At 36.8% G+C, this 19,658-nt stretch carries 15 protein-coding genes; 10 read left to right on the top strand and 5 right to left on the bottom strand.

The features are described 5' to 3' along the window. Positions 1–77 precede the first annotated feature (77 nt). Together CWS31_RS05145 and CWS31_RS05140 are read left to right on the top strand one after the other, a co-directional pair. Positions 78–2,282: a patatin-like phospholipase family protein gene (locus tag CWS31_RS05145; RefSeq protein ID WP_101345110.1), complete on the top strand. Its 2,205-nt coding sequence runs from the start codon at positions 78–80 to the stop codon at positions 2,280–2,282. A 161-nt stretch (positions 2,283–2,443) separates the two neighbouring features. After that, on the top strand, positions 2,444–3,388 hold the full coding sequence (locus CWS31_RS05140; RefSeq protein ID WP_101345109.1) for a D-hexose-6-phosphate mutarotase: 945 nt from the start codon (positions 2,444–2,446) through the stop codon (positions 3,386–3,388). Here CWS31_RS05140 and mutH read toward each other — a convergent pair. Continuing rightward, complete coding sequence (mutH, locus tag CWS31_RS05135) at positions 3,385–4,062, bottom strand: DNA mismatch repair endonuclease MutH (protein ID WP_101345108.1); 678 nt, start codon at positions 4,060–4,062, stop codon at positions 3,385–3,387. The genes CWS31_RS05140 and mutH overlap by 4 nt on opposite strands. A 249-nt stretch (positions 4,063–4,311) precedes the next feature. Here mutH and rppH point away from each other — a divergent pair, with 249 nt between their 5' ends. The 6 genes from rppH to CWS31_RS05105 all read left to right on the top strand — a co-directional run bounded on the left by rppH (position 4,312) and on the right by CWS31_RS05105 (position 11,895). Beyond that, positions 4,312–4,827: an RNA pyrophosphohydrolase gene (rppH, locus tag CWS31_RS05130; RefSeq protein WP_101345270.1), complete on the top strand. Its 516-nt coding sequence runs from the start codon at positions 4,312–4,314 to the stop codon at positions 4,825–4,827. A gap of 500 nt (positions 4,828–5,327) precedes the next feature. Next, a complete protein-coding gene (gene ptsP / locus CWS31_RS05125) occupies positions 5,328–7,679 on the top strand; it encodes a phosphoenolpyruvate--protein phosphotransferase (RefSeq protein ID WP_101345107.1) in 2,352 nt (783 codons plus the stop codon). Between the two features lie 148 nt (positions 7,680–7,827). Beyond that, the gene (locus CWS31_RS05120) at positions 7,828–8,622 is read left to right on the top strand and encodes a sulfite exporter TauE/SafE family protein (RefSeq protein WP_101345106.1); all 795 of its coding nucleotides are present in this window, start codon (positions 7,828–7,830) and stop codon (positions 8,620–8,622) included. Positions 8,623–8,878: 256 nt separating this feature from the next. Continuing rightward, positions 8,879–9,736 carry a prolipoprotein diacylglyceryl transferase gene (gene lgt, locus CWS31_RS05115; RefSeq protein ID WP_101345105.1) on the top strand — a complete coding sequence of 286 codons (858 nt, stop codon included), beginning with the start codon at positions 8,879–8,881 and terminating at the stop codon, positions 9,734–9,736. Then, on the top strand, positions 9,736–10,587 hold the full coding sequence (locus tag CWS31_RS05110) for a thymidylate synthase (protein WP_101345104.1): 852 nt from the start codon (positions 9,736–9,738) through the stop codon (positions 10,585–10,587). The genes lgt and CWS31_RS05110 overlap by 1 nt, the downstream gene beginning before the upstream one ends. Positions 10,588–11,055: 468 nt before the next feature. Then, complete coding sequence (locus tag CWS31_RS05105; RefSeq protein ID WP_101345103.1) at positions 11,056–11,895, top strand: hypothetical protein; 840 nt, start codon at positions 11,056–11,058, stop codon at positions 11,893–11,895. A 179-nt stretch (positions 11,896–12,074) separates the two neighbouring features. Here CWS31_RS05105 and CWS31_RS05100 read toward each other — a convergent pair whose 3' ends face one another. From CWS31_RS05100 to pabB, 3 genes are all read right to left on the bottom strand, one after another. Next, positions 12,075–13,481: a coniferyl aldehyde dehydrogenase gene (locus CWS31_RS05100; RefSeq protein WP_101345102.1), complete on the bottom strand. Its 1,407-nt coding sequence runs from the start codon at positions 13,479–13,481 to the stop codon at positions 12,075–12,077. Between the two features lie 117 nt (positions 13,482–13,598). Then, positions 13,599–14,198, bottom strand: a complete 600-nt coding sequence (locus CWS31_RS05095; RefSeq protein WP_101345101.1) for a CoA pyrophosphatase — start codon at positions 14,196–14,198, stop codon at positions 13,599–13,601. Between the two features lie 139 nt (positions 14,199–14,337). After that, positions 14,338–15,717: an aminodeoxychorismate synthase component I gene (gene pabB / locus CWS31_RS05090; protein WP_246143375.1), complete on the bottom strand. Its 1,380-nt coding sequence runs from the start codon at positions 15,715–15,717 to the stop codon at positions 14,338–14,340. A 308-nt stretch (positions 15,718–16,025) separates the two neighbouring features. On the opposite strand from pabB, the gene CWS31_RS05085 reads away from it, so the two are divergent. Further along, positions 16,026–17,543: a fumarate hydratase gene (locus CWS31_RS05085; RefSeq protein ID WP_101345099.1), complete on the top strand. Its 1,518-nt coding sequence runs from the start codon at positions 16,026–16,028 to the stop codon at positions 17,541–17,543. Between the two features lie 140 nt (positions 17,544–17,683). Here the strand turns inward: CWS31_RS05085 and CWS31_RS05080 are convergent, their stop codons facing one another. After that, positions 17,684–18,112, bottom strand: coding sequence for a GFA family protein (locus CWS31_RS05080; protein WP_101345098.1), 429 nt, complete (start codon positions 18,110–18,112; stop codon positions 17,684–17,686). A 286-nt stretch (positions 18,113–18,398) separates the two neighbouring features. On the opposite strand from CWS31_RS05080, the gene CWS31_RS05075 reads away from it, so the two are divergent. Next, the gene (locus CWS31_RS05075) at positions 18,399–19,658 is read left to right on the top strand and encodes an MFS transporter (protein ID WP_101345097.1); all 1,260 of its coding nucleotides are present in this window, start codon (positions 18,399–18,401) and stop codon (positions 19,656–19,658) included.

Genomic DNA, 19,658 nt, shown 5'->3' with positions numbered 1-19,658 from the left:
CAAATGGTATAACAACCTGCGTAATGCTCTTTTTCAGTTTTATATTCCATTAATTTAATTATCTTTTAGGCTTTGGTATGCGTTTTATTTTAACTATTATATCTCTGCAATTATTAAGCTTGAGCTTTTTAGTTGAAGCTCGCGACAAAATTGGCTTAGTGCTTAGTGGGGGAGGAGCTAAAGGCTCAGCACATGTTGGCGTACTTAAAGTGCTTGAGCAAAATAATATTCCAATCGATTATATAGCTGGAACCAGTATTGGTTCATATGTAGCTGGTATGTATGCTTTGGGCTATAGCGCAGATGAAATTGAAGTGATTATGTTAGGCTTGCCTTGGTCTGATAGTTATTCAGATGAAATCCCTCGGCAATCATTATCTTATAATAATAAGCAGCATAGAGATGTTTATAATTTTGCATTACGTGTAGGTTACAGTGATGGTCAATTTAAAGTCCCGCAAGGTCTATTGCTTGGGCAAAGTGCGTACCAAGTATTTCAACTGTCAACGGGCCCAGTTACTACGTTTACTAGTTTTGATGATCTTGCTATTCCGTATCGAGCAGTAGCTTCTAATATAGCAACAGCTAAAAAGGTGGTGCTTGAATCTGGTAATATTGATGTAGTGATGAAAGCTTCAGCATCAGTGCCAGGTGTATATGCGGCAACTAATATTAATGGAGAATTATTAGTTGATGGTGGGATCACCGATAATATGCCTGTTGATGTAATTAAAGCCATGGGAGCAGATATTGTTATTGCCGTTGATATAGGCTCGCCATTAGTCAATAAACAAGAGCTAACCAGTGCAGTAGCGGTACTTAATCAACTATCTACGGTGTTAACCAATAATACTACCTTAGCGCAAAAATCTTTATTAGATAAAAAGGATATTTTTTTACGCCCAGCAATTGATAAGCTTGGTACTGGTGATTGGTCGATTTTACCACAGGCATTAAAGCTAGGAGAGCAAGAGGCTAATTCAAAGTTAGCGCTATTGAAACCACTTTCTATAAATGATGAAGATTATCAAGCACATGTGCATCAGAAAAAATTAAAAGCCAAGCAGTGGTTTGATGAATTCCCTCAAAATATCAAAGAAATACACATTCGTAATAATTCTCAAGTAGCGGATGATATAATCCTCGAACACTTCGATGTGCAATTAGGTAAACCAATAACCAAAGAAGCATTGAATTTAGCTATCTCAAGAGTTTATGCGCTAGATGCATTTGAACAGGTCACTGTTGAATTTAGTGAGGCTCCAGACGGGAGAATAATTACTTTAATCGCCGAAGCTAAATCTTGGGGGCCTAATTATCTTGATTTAGGCTTTAACTTAAAAATGGATTTTGGTAACAGAGCCTTTGCATTTGTTAATGCGTCATACTTAATGACAGATTTAAACTCTTATGGTGGTCGTTGGCTTAATGAGTTGGAGTTTGGCTGGGAGAGTATGATAGCAACTGAATTCTACCAACCTATCATTAAAGAATTTGATTTATACAGCAGAGCCCGTGTCGGTTTTCAACAAGATAAGTGGCAAGAAAACAATACTCGCCAAGAGCTCGTTAATGACTTTTACTTTTCTACATTAGCGTTAGGTTATGATTATTCGTTTGATGGTATCGTTGAATTTGGCGTACTTGCTGAAACGGGTGATGTTTCAGTTGAATCATCTTCTTTAGATAATTTGGAATACAATACTTACGGTACTTATTTAACTTTTGGTTACGATACGCTTAACAGCATAAATTTCCCTACGGCAGGTAATAAGTTATTAATTAAAATGCAATGGCTAAATGACAAGTATTTACCTGAAACAGAACCAACACGCAGGGATAGTGCACAAATATTTAGTTTTGATTGGCGTGGAGCTTTTGGTTTTTCGGGTCACTCTTTTGTCGGTATAGCCTCTTTTTACACTATGAATAATGAAGATGATTTTAGTGTTCATATAACTGAACTCGGTGGTTTTTTAAATTTATCAGGATATTCGCAAGATGCTTTGATTGGTGTAGATAAAGTATTCGCTGCGGCTGTTTATCAATATGATTTAGGCTATGATATTCCTGGAAGTTCAGGTTTACCTATTTATTTAGGAGCGAGTATAGAAGCTGGTAATATTTGGCATGCTGATGAAATCGTTGACTATACCGATTTAATCTATTCAAATAGTATATATGTGGGAACTAATACTGGATATGGCCCCGTTGCCCTAGGTGTAGGTTATGCAACTGGCGGACAATATACCTTTTTCTTTTCGCTAGGGAAGAGTTGGTAGATAAAGCGAGTGTTTAAACCTTTCGTTGAGCTCATAGGTGAAAACCAAAAGCATTGATAATGTAAAGCTAACAGCTTAGAAACCGAAGTTTATATAACCAATAATTTTATAAGTTAATATTTTTTAATTAATATTTAATATATCAAAAATAAGCGATTCTCATGAATAATATACTCTTAGAAAATAATTTCGCTCAAGTTACATCAATTTCTTTAAATCATAATAATGATGCGCAATATCCAGATGGAGTGAATATCAATCACTCAAACTGCAAAGCAAGGGTAAGCTTATATGGCGGCCATGTATTAAGTTTCACGCCGACAGGGCATAAAGATATTTTTTGGTTAAGTAAGCAAACTAGTTACGAAACGGGTAAAGCCATTCGCGGCGGCATACCGCTTTGTTGGCCTTGGTTTGGCACTTATAGCAGACCTAATTTAGAGGCTGCTCAAGTCGCTTTAGATCCCAGCGAAACAGCAGAAGAGCAAGTTAATGCTGGTAATCATGGTTTTGCACGCCAACTACCGTGGACAATAATGAGTATTAATGCCGATGAAAAAGGCGTTACGCTAGTGCTAGTTTTAGCGGGAGAAAATCAACATTCACTTTGGCCGAATGCTTATCGAGTCACACAAACACTTTTTTTTGGTAAAAACTTCAAGCAAACACTTGAGATGACAAATCTTAGTAAAGACGATGCTGCATATTCAACGGCGCTTCATAGTTATTTTAGCGTAAGTAATCCGGCCAACATTACGGTCACAGCGTTAACCAATGTTGAATATGACGATAAGTTAACGGGTAAATCTAGTTTACAACAACAACCCGTGAGCTGTGTTGGCGAGATTGATCGAATATATCATAGTAATGAAAAAATGAGTTTAGTTGACAGTCAATGGCAACGTAAAATTGACATCATTAGCAGCAATTGTCAGCAGTGGGTGTTATGGAATCCAGGTGCTGAATTAGCAAAATCTATGGTAGATGTGCACCTAAATGGTGAGCAAGAATATGTTTGTTTAGAAGCAGCGAATACTGCTTGGCAAAGATTACCTGCTGGAAAAACGGTTACCATTGGGCAGGAAATTAATGTTATTAATCTTTAATTTACGCGTAAATAGCGATGTAATAATCCTTGAGTGAAATTTATTTTTAAGTAAAAACCACGCGGTAATGTCATAAAAGGCTTACCGTTTTTATCAAATGCTTGGGTTTTAACTTTACTATTAGCGGCTTTGGGTCTTAATTGCATTACTTGGCCGTGCTTACCTTGAATGTTTTCAACTTCACCTAATACGATCATGTCGGTCAATTCTTGCCAATCTTGCGCTAATAAGGCTTCTTCTTCTTCATTAGGAGACCATAAAAAAGGCATGCCGACTAAACGCTCTGCTATAGGAATTTCTTTAGCGCTAATCACAGGTACCCATAGTACGCGCGCCAATTTTTTTCGCACATAGCTATTATGCCAATTTATTCCTACCAGCCCAGTTAATGGAGCAACACTTACAAAGGTTGTTTCTAAAGGTTTGGCTTGCTCGTTAATCGGTAGTGACTTTAATTCAATGCCAAGGTGAGGGAAGTCAGGCTCAGGCCTAGAGCCAGCACTTGCCCCTAAAACTTGTTCAAGTAATAAACCAACCCAACCTTTATTACGGGTTAAATTTGGGGGTACGACAATACCAGCATGTTTAGCTATTTCACCTAAAGATAAACCCGCGAGGTTTTGTGCGCGCTCAAGCAAATCTTGTTCAGAAGAAGGAATATTTACATTGTTCATAATCATGTTTTTATATCGTGTTTAGCAAAAATGAGTTAGGTGAGGCCAGTTTAAAAATAGTGAATGTGGCGATAGTGTTTATGTTCTATGCTAACACTTTCAGGAGTAAAACAAGCTTAAAAATAGGGTCTTATCAAAAGTTACCTCGTATTATCATAGAATTACTAAAAAAATCAAAGTAATCATTTGCCCCACTGCCGTTAATATGGTTGAATTGAAGTAAGTATTAAATATATGTCAGGAGTTCCTGTGATCGATGCCGAAGGCTATCGCGCCAACGTCGGCATAGTAATAATTAATGACAGGGGACAAGTATTTTGGGCAAGACGGTTTGGACAACATTCATGGCAATACCCGCAAGGTGGCGTTGATGACGGTGAGTCAGCTGAAGAAACTATGTATCGAGAGTTACATGAAGAAGTTGGCTTAAAACCTGAACATGTGAAAATTGTTGCTTCAACCAAACATTGGTTAAAATATAGATTACCAAAACGTTATATTAGGCATGATTCTAAACCCGTTTGTATTGGTCAAAAACAAAAGTGGTTTTTATTGAAACTCACCTCTGCTGAAACATCAGTGGATTTACTGCATAGTCCACATCCTGAATTTGATGATTGGCGCTGGGTAAGTTACTGGTATCCAGTAAGGCAGGTGGTGTCCTTTAAACGTGATGTTTATCGTAAAGTCATGAAAGAGTTTGCTAGTTATGCTTTACCACTAACTTACGAAAGGCGTCCAGAGCGTCGAAAACGTAGGGCTTAGTCTCAGTGTTTTGATGAATTAGGGTAACCTTTTTCTAAAAAACACTAATTATTATTATGATTGTAGATTCGCGTTAAGAATCTTAATAGCCCACTTTATTGTGGGCTATTTATTTTACATCTCATTATTTTCACTTTGGTAATTAGTAAATGTGAAATATTAAGTTTTACCAAATGAATTAAGTATAGCTCTAAACTCAATGAGGATAGATAAGGCGCTTTCAAACTTAGCGCCACTTTACTTGTTTAGTATTTGCTAACTATAATTAATTTCACTAGCACAGGTTAGTGCGCCCTATAAAGTGCGCCCTATAAAGTGCGCCCTATAATATGAGTGAGTAATATAATTAGAGCGAGTAATATATTTCGAGAGAACACCACTTAACAAATTTTAATATGCTTTAATACCATCTGAAGATAATTGATTTATTATTTCAATGGGTATAACACCTTAATCAAAGTATTTATCAACCTAAATCGATCAGATCGCAGAGGAACACAATGTTAACTACCCTACGCCGAATAGTATTGGAATTTAGCCAAGAGGCTGAATTACAAGTTGCGCTTGAGCGTATAGTAACGAGTGTGAAAAAAGCGATGGCAACTGATTGTTGTTCAATTTATCTTGCTGATTACCACCACCAACACTTCTTATTAATGGCCTCTGATGGACTAGCTAAAGGTTCTCAAGGGCAAACCTGTATAGGTTTTTCTGAAGGCTTGGTTGGGCTTGTAGGGCAACGTGAAGAACCGTTAAATATTTCCGATGCGCAAAAACATCAAGACTTTATTCATGCCCCAGAAGTTGAAGAAGATGAGTTTAATGCTTTTTTAGGTGCGCCTATTATTCATCAACGTAAAGTTATTGGCATTTTATCGGTACAACAAAAAAAATCACGTCACTTTACCGAAAATGATGAAGCGTTTTTAGTTACCTTGACAACACAATTAGCTAACGCATTGGCTAATGCCGAAATTAAACGTTTGCTTAATCAGCAAGAAGAAATTAACCAAGGTGTTAAGCAGTTACATGGTATTGCAGGCGCACCAGGTATTGCGTTGAGTGAAATAGTGGTTTGTCAGCCGCAAGCTGATCTTGCAGCAATATCATTAAAAAAATCAGATGACACTAAAAATCAATTATTTCGTTACGAACAAGCGGTTGAAAAAACCCGTCAAGAATTTAATGTTTTAAGCAGTAAATTGAGTGAAACCATTAATGATGACAGTCTAGCCATTTTTGATGTTTATAAACAATTATTAGAGCAAGCCAGTTTAGGGCAAGAGGTTAGTGCTAAAATAGCTGAAGGTTGGCGTGCAGACAGTGCATTAAAGCTTGTTATAGAACATTATATTAGTCAATTTGAAGCTCTCGAAGATAGCTATTTTCGTGAGCGAGCAAGTGATATTCGTGACTTAGGCACGCGTTTATTAGTTAACCTGCAACATCAATCGAAAGAAGACTTAAAGTTACCCCCAAAATTTATTTTACTTGCTCAAGATGTTACAGCCTCAATGGTTGCTCAATATCAGCATCAAGGCTTATTAGGGATCATTTCGTTATCGGGATCTAATAACTCACATGCAGCGATCATTGCACGCTCTTTAGGTTTACCCGCGGTTATGGGCGTAAACGCCATTGTACTTAGTCAATTACATCATAAACAAGCGATTATTGACGGTTACAGCGGCCAGTTATTCATTAACCCTAATGAGACGCTAAAGCAAGAATATGAATATTTATTAAATCAAGAAGAAGAGCTGACCAATAAGGTTATGGAAGTTGCTCACCTGCCTTGTATTACCCAAGACGGCAGAGCTATTGAAGTATTACTCAATGCAGGTTTATCAGCCGGTTTCGAGCACTCTGCAAAGCTTGGTGCATTAGGTATTGGTTTATACCGAACAGAAATTCCTTTTATGACACGCAATTGCTTTCCTTCTGAGCAAGAGCAAACTCAAATATACCGTAAAGTATTGCAAGCATTTCCTAATCATGGCGTTACCATGCGTACCTTAGATGTAGGGGGTGATAAGTCATTACCTTATTTTCCTATTACCGAAGAAAATCCTTTTCTTGGTTGGCGTGGTATTAGAATTACCCTAGATCACCCTGAAATATTTCTGGTTCAAGTTCGAGCCATGCTCCGTGCTAATCAAGGCATAAATAATTTAGAAATAATGCTGCCGATGATTTCAAGTGTTGAAGAAGTTGATGACGCATTGCGTTTAATTAACCAAGCATTTTTTGAGCTCAAAGCTGAGTTGACTACAGATATTGCCGCCGAATTAATGTCTAGTAACAGCAAAACGAAGTTAACACTTGAGCAAGCACAACAAAAAGCAGAAGCTATTTCGGCTACGTTAACTCGGCCAAAGGTTGGCATTATGTTGGAAGTACCTTCGGTTATTTTTCAAATGGAGGCTTTGGCTAAGCGCGTTGATTTTTTCTCGGTTGGTAGTAATGATTTAACGCAGTATTTATTAGCAGTTGATAGAAATAACAGCCAAGTAGCCAATTTATATGATTCTTTTCATCCTGCAGTATTAACCGCTTTGCATAGTTTAGCTAAACAATCGGCACAATATTTAACACCTATAAGTTTATGTGGTGAGTTAGCCTCAGAGCCGGCGGGAGCCATTTTACTACTTGCCATGGGCTTTGATAAAATCAGTATGAATGGTCATAACGTTCCGCGTATTAAGTGGGTAATTCGCCATATCAGTTTCGAACAAGCACAAAGTATATTAGAAAAAACATTAACATTATCAACAACTAAAGAAGTGCATAGTTACCTTAATACGCAACTTGAAGCATTAGGGCTTGGTGGTTTCATTCGTGCAGGGTTTTAATTACTAGTCTTTGCTAAAATGACCATTATGCATTGTATAATTATGCACTGTATATAGTTCAATAGTTCGCTAAATTGACAACTGGTGAGTGAATATCATTAGCAAGTAAAGTACATTACCTTTTAAGGAGCGGATTACCGTAACGTCAATGATTCTAACCGTTTTCATTTCTTGTATTGTTTTAGGTAGCGCTGTAGGTTTTCTGGCCGGTTTACTGGGTATAGGCGGTGGATTAATTATAGTTCCCGCACTTATCTATTTACTTCCTATGGTCGGCGTGAGTCCTGATATTGTTTTCCCTATGGCATTGGGCACTTCATTAGCGGCTATTGTTATTACTTCATCAAGTGCAGCTTTTGCTCATCACAAAAATACTAATATTCCTTGGCAACTAGCCAAAAAATTAATGGTTTTAGTTGCTGTTGGAGCCTTTATTGGGGCTTTTATTGCTGACTCATTATCAGCCGAATTGTTAACAGGCTTCTTTTCTATTATTGTTATTTTACTTGCCCTGTATATGTTACTGTCTATCAAAATAACCAAAACAAGAGCCCTTCCTACAGGTTATGTTTTACAATTACTCAGTTTTATAACTGGCATTACTTCAAGCTTAATGGGTATTGCTGGCGGTGCTATTTTAGTTCCTTCCTTAAGCTTTTTTGGTTTGCCAGTAAGGCATGCTATTGGTATTGCCACTGCATGTGGGGTAGTGGTTGCACTCTTTGGTTCTATTGGCTACATTATTACGGGCTTGAATCAAGCTGACTTACCACAATGGAGTTTAGGTTATATATATCTTCCCGCCTTATTGGGTATTGTCATTAGTTCATCTCTTGCGGCGCCGCTAGGTGTTAAACTTGCGAGTAAATTACCGATAAAAATATTAAAGAAATTTTTTGCTGTATTTTTAATTTTTGTCGCACTGAAAATGATGCTTGGTTAAATACTTTTAGCAGAGAAATTTATAACTTTACCACGTATACTAGCCCAGCAACTTGCATGTAACTGAAATAGTACCTGAAATGATTAGACGTATTATATAGAGCAAAATAGCGAATTAATTCGCAAAGTGCAGCTACAATCGCGATAGTAATGATAGCTGTAGATTATTAACCACAAATACCGTTTGAATAACGATTATTATGTGAGTATAACACCAACATATTTTTTAACTTTCACCTTTGAGAAATGGACAAGCAATGACAGAACAGTTTTTACAATTTCCCGTAATAGATCCCATTATTTTTAGTATTGGTCCGGTATCGCTACGCTGGTATGGTGCTATGTATTTAATCGGCTTTCTCGCCGCTATGTTTCTCGCGAATAAAGCTGCCGATCGTAGTAAAGGTGAATGGACTCGTGAACAAGTTAGTGATTTATTATTTTATAGTTTCTTAGGGGTTATATTAGGTGGCCGTGTTGGTTACGTACTGTTTTATCAGTTTGAATACTTTTTATCAGATCCCTTGTATTTATTTGAAATATGGCAAGGTGGCATGTCATTCCATGGTGGTTTGTTAGGGGTTATTTTAGCGATATTTATTTTTGCTCGTAAAACCAAAAAATCATTTCTGGCAGTAGGTGACTTTGTTGCTCCACTAGTACCTATTGGTTTAGGTATGGGCCGTTTAGGTAATTTTATTAATGCTGAGCTTTGGGGGCGTCAAACTGATGTGCCATGGGCGATGGTTTTCCCTACAGATTCATTACAAGTGCCTCGTCATCCGTCACAATTGTATGAATTTGCTTTAGAAGGGGTAGTGCTTTTTGCTATTTTATATTTTATTAGCCGCAAAACTAATCGCTTAGGATTAGCGTCAGGTGCATTCTTAATCGGTTATGGCGTATTTAGAAGTATCGTTGAGTTCTTCCGTGAGCCAGATGCGCATCTAGGTTTGTATTTCTCATTTATTTCAAAGGGACAAATTTTAAGTATTCCAATGATAGTCGCAGGTATGTTAATTATTTATTTAGGTTATTTAGCCCAACAAAAGTCGGCAATTAGCCAAACTAACTCAGCTAAAGCGGATTCAAAAAAAATAAAGGGGAATAGCTAATGCGTGCTTATTTAGATTTATGTCAACGAATTATCGACGAAGGTACTTGGATTGAAAATGAACGTACAGGTAAACGTTGTTTAACCGTGATTAATGCCGACTTACAATACAATGTTGGTGCTAATGAGTTTCCATTGATAACCACGCGTAAAAGTTTTTTTAAATCGGCAATTGCTGAATTTATTGGTTATATCCGTGGTTACGATAATGCTGCTGACTTTCGTAAATTAGGCACTAAAACCTGGGATGCCAATGCTAACTTAAATGATGATTGGCTCAATAACTCTTACCGTAAAGGTGAAGACGATATGGGGCGTGTTTATGGTATTCAAGGGCGTAGTTGGGCAAAGCCAGATGGTGGTTCAATAGATCAACTTAAAAAAATTGTTGATAACTTGACTAATGGTATTGATGATCGCGCAGAAATTTTAACTTTTTATAATCCTGGTGAATTTCACATGGGCTGCTTACGTCCTTGTATGCACACCCACAATTTTTCTTTAGTGGGCGACACCTTGCATTTAACGAGTTTTCAGCGTTCATGTGACGTTCCATTAGGGCTTAACTTTAACCAAGTGCAAGTATTTACCTTTTTAGCGTTAATGGCACAAATAACGGGTAAAAAAGCAGGTATGGCATACCACAAAATAGTAAACGCCCATATTTATGAAGATCAGTTACCATTAATGCGAGACGTGCAACTTAAACGTGAGCCGCTAGCGCTACCAAAATTGATTATTAACCCTGATATAAAGTCTCTAGAAGATCTTGAAACTTGGGTGACTATGGATGATTTTAAAGTTGAAGGTTATGAATGTCATGAAGCAATTAAATATCCATTTGCTGTGTAAAATCAAAAATTAATAACAATTATCTATAATTGTTAAATTAACTGCTATTATAAAAGGGCTGCAATCAAATGTAGCCCTTTTTTAATGCTTTAACAGCTGACTTTACTTATAGTGATTAATATAATGCTATTGCGTATTACTATGGCATCATATTGCTTATAGCAGTTAGCAAAGCTAAACTAACCTGAAATCGGGATAAGCAAAATGCTACAACAGCTCTAATTATGCGTATTTCTGCGTTGTGAAAACTCCCAATAACCAGTTATTGGCTTCGTTTTCTCGCCTTGAACTACGAATAATTAAAACTATTGTAGAAGTTTAATGGTAACTAATTGTTATTGTTAGGTTATACATATTCATTATCCCGATTTCAGGTTAAACTAATTACTGAGAATATTTTATATTAAAAACGTCGTCAGAATGATAAATAAAAACAAAGCACATTATCTAATAGTTATGATACTTTTCATGGCCTTGTATTCTCACAACTCCTACTCCACTTCTATCGTTAAACTACAACTGCAACAACTCTCTGAAAATAAAGCTGCGCATAGTGTCGAAGTAATTCGTCGAGCGCTTGAAATTACTGAGCCTGAATTTGGTGATTTTAAATTAGAAATACTAAAAATAACCATGAGCGGTAGTCGTATGTCGCAACGACTACTTGAAGGGAAAACAGTTAATACCGTCTTTTTACCTGCAAATAAAGAATGGGATGAAAAGGCGCTTGTTATACGCGTACCTGTTCGATTAGGGCTATTAAATTATCGACTATTATTGATAAATAAAACTGATATTGAAAAATTTTCACAAGTCAATACGTTAGACGATTTAAACCTATTGCAAGCAGGATTAACTACCGATTGGCAAACAACTAAAATATACAAGTTACAAAACCTTTCTTATGTAGATACAGGGCATTTTGAAGGGATTTTTTTGATGCTAAATAAACATCGTTTTGATTATTTACCACGAGGTATTTACGAAGTGTATGATGAATTAGAAGCGCGTAAAGATCAGTTAACAGATATTGTGGTAGAGCCAACACTCGCATTAAATATTCCTATGTATACCTATATTTATGTCTCGCCTAAAACCCCAGAAATAGCCAAACGATTAGAGAGCGGGTTAAGAAAAATTTTAGCGAATGGTGATTTAAAAAAATTGTTGTATAAATATTACGCTGCAGATATTGAACGCGCTAATTTAAAATCAAGAAAGATTATTAAAATAGAAAATCCATATTATAGCCAAGAAGAACAGCAACTTGCGCAAGATTTATTTTCAAATTCTTTAACTCTTAATTGATATATTTGATCTGAATTCGGATAATGAATATGTATAACCAAATAATATCAATTAGTTGCCTTTACACTTCTGCAATAGTTTTAATTGTTTTTCTTCAAGGCGAGAAAACGCAGCTAATATAAGTGACTACGCATAATTAGAGCTGTTGTAGCATTTTGCTAACCCCGAATTCAGATTGTTTAACGCATAAAAATCTTCAGCAGTAATTTTTGTACAAAGCGATCATAAGGCGGATGAATGAATCTTCCGGGGTTTATTTTACCTTGTGTTAGTACCGTTTTCGCTTTTGAAAAAGTAAAGAAGCCTTCTTTACCATGATAGTGCCCCATTCCTGAATCACCAATACCGCCAAAAGGCGCATCATCTGCAGCAACATGCATAACAGTATCATTAATACAAACCCCGCCAGAGTGTGTTTTATCAAGAATCAATTGTTGCGTAGTTTTATCAAAACTCATGATGTATAACGCTAATGGGCGAGGACGGTCATTGATGTAATTTATAACATCATCAAGATCTTTGTACGGTAATATAGGTAGTAAGGGCCCAAAAATCTCTTCTTGCATTAATTGCATATCATCATTTACCTGAGTAATTAACTGGGTAGCAAGCTGTCTTGAAGTACGGTCTATTTTTTCGCCATTGGCGGCAATTACTTTCGCACCTTTAGCTATGGCATCATCAAGCCAAGTAAGTAAGCGCTGATGCTGCGCCTCATTAATTATATTGGCGTAGTCACAGTTTTCTTGTTTAGGGTACATTGCTTGAAATTGTTGTTGATAAGCGCTAATAAACTCATCAACCTGTGCTTCTGGGCAAAAAACATAATCAGGTGCAACGCATATTTGTCCTGCATTTAAACATTTACCAAAGATTAATCGCTCAACGGCGGTTTCAATAGCTATATCATTAGCAATAATTACGGGGGATTTACCACCTAACTCTAAAGTGACAGGAGTTAGATTATCAGCAGCAGCACGCATAACGTGTTTGCCAATATTAGTTGAACCGGTAAACAACAAATGATTAAAAGGCAGCGCCGAGAAAAAAGCCGCCACATCGGCTTTACCTTCAATTACAGCGACAGTTTTGCTGTCAAAAATACTTGCGAGCATAGTGCTAAGTACTAAGTTTGTTGCAGGCGTAAATTCAGACAGTTTAATCATAGCGCGATTACCCGCAGCCAAAGCGGTAATTAAAGGGCCGATTGATAACATAACTGGAAAGTTCCATGGCACCATAATACCTATTACCCCAAGTGGTTGGTAATGCACGGTAACCTTTGCTGGCGATAACAATAGCCCCGAATGGCGGCGTTGTGGTTTTGTCCATTTTTTAAGATTTTTAATAGTGTATTTTATGTTCATAATACAAGGTAAAATATCTGCAATTAGGCTGTCTTGTTCGGCACGTTGCCCATAATCAGTATTAAGCGCTGATACTAAAGCATCTTGATGCGATAATAAGGCACCTTTCAAGGCGATTAATTGTGTTTTTCTATAATCAATTGAAGGCGCTGGTGATAGTTTATAAGCCAACTGCTGTTTGGCTAAAATAGCAGTTAGAGATTGCTTATTATGAGTCATACTTATTTCACCTTTTTGTGATATCAACTAATTTGAAGGCGGTTGTTTATTTTAAAAATATGAACAACACCAGTTCAACGCTTGTGTTAAGTCTTATGTTAATAGTTATGTTAAGAGTTATTTATGTGAAGGCCTAGGTTGATAATTAATTTGAGCAACTAAATCTTTGAGCATTACCGCGGTTGCGCCCCAAATATTGTAATGCTTGTAAGGAAAAAAGTGCACCTTATGTTGAAAGCCATTAAGTGTTGAATTGACAACCCTATGGTTACTTGACATTAAAAAATGCTGTAATGGCACATGAAATATTTCCGCTACTTCGCCTGTATCCATTACATAGTTTTGTTTAAGTTTAACAATACCAACCACAGGCGTTATATTAAAACCACTAAGGGTTTCATAGGGTGGAAGCTGACCAACAATGGTTATATTTTGTTGGTGTAAACCTATTTCTTCAAAGGCCTCTCTTAATGCTGTATCGACTAAAGACGCGTCATATTGTTCGACTTTACCACCAGGAAAACTCACTTGTGAAGCGTGATGTTTTAAATGACTGGCTCGTATTGTTAATAACACCTGTAATTCTTCACCTTCTGAAGGCTCGATTAATGCAATAAGTACTGCTGCAGCGTGAAGTGGTTTGGGATGTTGATAATGATGTTCAGACTCGACTCGTTGTAACAAATTAAAGCGTAATAAAAATTCATTTTTGGTCATTGTTTTTTGTACCTGTTCCATTAAGTAGTGGTTTATTTTATACGCAGGAAAAATGGCCAAAAACAAGGCCTTTATTTCAATATTCCTTGTACTAATTATAAAACTACAACTTAACAGGCTATGGCTGAGTTGGTATAACCTAAGGTTTATTAAGCGTTGATAAAACAGGTAATATACAATTAACCTTATCAAACGTTTCTTGGTATTCACTTTTTGCTGTTGAATCGGCTACTAATCCCCCCCCAGCCCAACAATGAATTTCACCACGAGAGTCAGTATTTTGTTGGCAAATAAGGGTACGAATAGTAATACTGGTATCCATATTGCCACAATTTGATAAATAACCAATAGAGCCACAATAAACGCTACGACGATTAGGCTCTAACTCTTCAATAATTTCCATCGCTCTAATTTTGGGAGCACCAGTAATAGAGCCTCCAGGAAACGCACCGCGGAGTAGGTCGGTGGCATGTTTATCGGTTGATAATATGCCCTCAACGGTACTAACTAAATGATGCACAGCAGGAAAACTCTCAATAGCAAATAATGACGGTACTTTTACCGAGCCTGCTTGGCAGCTTCTACTGATATCGTTACGAAGCAAGTCTACAATCATTAGGTTTTCGGCATTATCTTTAGGGGAGTTTTTTAAAATTTCAGCATTTAGAGCATCTTGAATTGGATCTTTGCTACGGGGCATGGTGCCTTTAATAGGTTTACTTTCTACTTTACCGTTTGATAATTGTAAAAAACGCTCAGGCGAGACACTTAAAATTGCGGCGTTTTCTAAACGGATAAACGCAGAAAATGGTGCTTTATTAGCTTCCCTCAACGCTAAATAGGCTTCAAATTCATCCCCTTGATAATTGCTACTAAAACGTTGAGCAAGGTTAATTTGATAACAATCACCTGATAATAAATACGCTTGAACTTGGTTAAATTTTTCAATGTAATTGGCTTTGTCCATATTGGCTTGCCAAATATCGGTTAATTGAAAACTATGTTTGGTTTTATCATTTAATAAAAGACTTTGCGCTAGCTCTTCATAAATAAAAGTTTCAAGACTGCTGCGTTTATTATTTTCACAAACCAAATAAAAACTTTGGCTACTTTTATCAAAGATAATTGCCTTATCGTATAAGCCCATAGCCATATCAGGTAAATTAATATCTTGTTTCGCTACACAGGGTAAGGTTTCAAATCGACGACCTAAATCATAAGATAAATACCCTAATGCGCCACCTAAAAATGGTAAGTATTCATGTGTAGGAATAGCAGTATTAAATAATTGTTCTTGCAGATTTTTTAGTGCTTTTAGTGGGTCATCAGTAGTCGTTTTTTTAACCTTGCTTTGTTTTTCTTTTTGATCAAAGAAACAGATTTCTGAGGTGGTATTATTAGTCGTTATCGTGGCAATAGGCTGCCAAACAATAATATCAAAGCGACTATCGACATGCTCACTTTCACAAGAGTCTAACCACATTGCCCAGGGTTGCTGCGCAAATAAACTAAACAACATTTTACTCGTAACATTAACTTTATTATTGAGCTTGTTAATATCATTAAAAAATATTCTTTTAGCTGAAATACGGGCTGGTTTTTGAGTATAACTGTGGTTATTGTCGGTCGAATTGCACAAATTTTTGCATTCTCTCATTATTCGCTAGTTAAATAGTCATTATAAACCATTTGCGGTGGCAGCACTTTCATTAGCGAGTTATTATATATGTAGATTTATTATATCTTTCAACAACCTTGTATTAAAGAGTATTAACGCAGTTTTAAGCGATTTCATCCTATATACAGGTAACGCTAATAGAGAGCACTATGGCCATTATTAAACAACAAGACGTAATCGATAGTATTGAAGACGCATTACAATATATTTCTTATTATCACCCACTTGATTTTATTCAAGCGTTAGAAAAAGCTTATAACAAAGAAGAGTCAACAGCGGCGAAAGATGCGATAGCACAAATTTTAATTAACTCGCGCATGTCAGCTCAGGGCAAACGCCCAATTTGTCAAGATACTGGTATTGTTACTTGTTTCGTTAAAGTAGGTATGGAAGTTCAGTGGGATAAAACTGACATGACCGTACAACAAATGGTTGATGAAGGTACGCGTCGTGCTTACTTAAATCCAGATAATCCATTACGTGCCTCTATTGTTAAAGATCCTGCGGGCAAACGTATTAATACCAAAGATAATACACCAGCTGTTGTACATATTGATATGGTGCCAGGTGCCGGTCTTGAAATTATGATCGCAGCTAAAGGCGGCGGTAGTGAAAACAAAACTAAAATGGTGATGTTAAACCCATCAGACTCTATTGCTGATTGGGTTGTTAAAACCTTACCAACAATGGGCGCGGGTTGGTGTCCACCAGGAATGTTAGGCATAGGTGTTGGCGGTACAGCTGAAAAAGCAGGCGTACTTGCTAAAGAAAGCTTAATGGATCCGGTAAATATTCAAGAGTTAATTGAACGTGGTCCACAAAATGCTGAAGAAGAATTACGCTTAGAAATTTTTGAGCGTGTTAACAAGTTAGGTATTGGTGCACAAGGTCTTGGCGGTTTAACTACTGTGGTTGATGTTAAAATTAATTCAGTACCAACTCATGCTGCATCTAAACCTGTAGTGATGATCCCAAATTGTGCGGCAACGCGTCATGTGCATTTCCATCTTGATGGCTCAGGTCCAGCTGATTTAACGCCACCTAAACTTGAAGAATGGCCAGAAATTACTTGGGAAGTTGGCGAAAATGTTCGTCGCGTAAATGTTGATGGTTTAACCAAAGCTGATATTAGCGAGTGGAAAACTGGCGAAACGGTATTACTTAGCGGTACTATTTTAACGGGTCGTGATGCAGCGCATAAACGTATTCAAGAAATGCTAGCTAAGGGTGAAGAATTACCTGTAGATTTCACTAACAAGTTTATTTACTACGTAGGCCCAGTTGACGCTATTGGTAATGAAGCGGTAGGTCCTGCTGGCCCTACAACAGCAACTCGTATGGATAAGTTCAACGAAATGATGTTATCGCAAACAGGTCTTTTAGGCTCAATTGGTAAAGCAGAGCGCGGCGCAGCAACATGTGAAAGCATTAAAAACCATAAGTCAGTGTATTTAATGGCTGTTGGTGGCGCAGCTTACCTTGTGTCTAAAGCAATCAAAAAAGCGAAAGTGGTTGCCTTTGAAGACATGGGAATGGAAGCTATCTACGAATTTGAAGTAGAAGATATGCCAGTAACTGTTGCGGTAGATAGCACAGGTGAATCAGCGCATGTAACAGGTCCAGAAATCTGGAAAGTTAAAATTCAAGAAGCAGAAGGTAAAGCCTAGTTTTAACTTCAACCTTTATTTTGAATTACAAAAGGCGCTTTAAGCGCCTTTTTTGTTGCGGGAGCTATTATACCAATCCAACTCATTAAGTGATCATTTATACTGGTTAAAATATATCAGCTAAATTAATAGAGTTAATTTTACGGCTGTTTATCAATGCATTTCATGCCGTCTGGTATTGTGTACCAACTTAATTTTTTACTTACCCAAACATGCGCACTTGGCTCAAATAAGTTTGCGACTTCAGGTGCAATAGGTTTTAACTTTAATTTTATCGTGCTCATATCTGCAGGATTATAATGGTAAATTCTTGTGCCGCAATTAGGGCAAAACTTAGCTATATTTTCATTGCCGCTATCTGCACTTCGGCTCCACTCTTTCATTTCGCCAGAAAATTTAATAGCTGAAGTGTCAATTACAGCGGTTACACTAAAAGGACTGCCTGCAAGTTTCTGACATTCTGTACAATGACAAGCTAAAACCATTTTAGGCTTTTCAAATAATTGATAAGTTAATTGTCCGCATTGACAAGCACCTGATATTGGAAATTTTACATTGGGGTTATGCATGGTTTCTTCCTAAATTAATTTTTTGTCGTTTTTTGTTGATTGATAAGTACAGAAATAGTCGGTGTACAGTTTAGGTAATTATTGGATTTAAGTCTCATAAGTTAACATATCTTGATTATCTGAAAAATCAAAGCGTTATTATGGCTATTGCTGACAGTCAAATAAGCCTATAATCCTCAGTTAATAATTTACGATTTAGTCTCTCTTAAGCAAATCATCTAGCTAATTGTCTAGTTAAGTTAATTGCTTAAATTAATCGAGAAAGCCCCTGTTAAAGGTTATAAATATGAAAAGTAACGAAGTAATACCACAATCAATACCTAATAATAAATGGCAAAGTCCCTTTGTTTTTTTGGCGGTAGCAAGCGTGGTAATGGCTATTACCTTCGCCGCATGGATGGCAATGCTCAATAATTTTGTTATTGAAAGAGCAGCCTTTAGTGGTGCTGAAATAGGTATGTTACATTCATTGCGAGAAATTCCCGGTTTTCTAGCATTCACCGCAGTTTTTGTTTTACTTGTATTTACCGAGCAAGTTTTTGCGCTTGTATCCTTGTGTTTATTATCTATTGGCGTAGCTCTTACGGGAATATTTCCGAGTATTTATGGGCTTTATGCGACTACGGTATTAATGTCGATAGGCTTTCATTACTACGAAACAATCAATACCTCGTTAAGTTTACAATGGTTTAAAAAAGATGAAGCGGCTGAGAAACTTGGTAAATTAATGTCGATAAAATCAGCAGCCTCATTGAGTTGTTATGCGTTAATCTGGCTAGGTTTTAGTGTACTATCTGCTAGTTATCAAGTGATGTATTTGTTTTTTGGTATCAGTGGTTTATTACTGACGTTATGGCTCGCATTCTCTATGCCTAAGTTTCCGATGGAACACGTGCAACATAAAAAATTGATATTAAGAAAACGTTACAGCTTGTTTTATTTTCTAACTTTTTTATCGGGTGCACGCCGGCAGATATTTGTTGTTTTTGCAGGTTTTTTGATGGTCGAAAAGTTTGGCTACAGTGTGCAACAAGTGACTTTTTTATACATGATTAACCATGTGATTAACTTCTTTTTAGCGCCTAAAATTGGTAAGTGGATTGCAAAAGTAGGGGAGCGTAGAGCATTAACCGTTGAATATACTGGTTTGATTATTGTTTTTGTTGGTTATGCGTTAGTTGAGTCGGCAGATGTTGCTGCAGCACTTTATATTATAGATCACTTGTTTTTTGCGATGGCTATTGCGTTGAAAACTTATTTTCAAAAAATAGCTGATCCGAAAGACATCGCTTCAAGTGCCGGGGTGAGTTTCAGTATTAATCATATTGCGGCTGTCGTTATTCCAGCTGCTTTTGGTTTAATCTGGCTTTATGATGCATCATTAGTTTTTTATGCGGGCGCTGGCTTTGCGATAGTGTCATTGTTAGCAAGTCAATTTATCAATACAAGGTCTTCCTTTATACCTACTAATATATCAGAAGTTTCTGGCTCTGATCTTGGTTTGGAGAAAGATTCACAATTAAGCCAAGTTAAAGGGCAAGGTTAA

The organism is Colwellia echini (genome assembly GCF_002843355.2).
GTDB classification, from domain to species: Bacteria; Pseudomonadota; Gammaproteobacteria; order Enterobacterales; family Alteromonadaceae; genus Colwellia; species Colwellia echini.
This window is presented reverse-complemented; position numbering and strand designations above follow the sequence as displayed.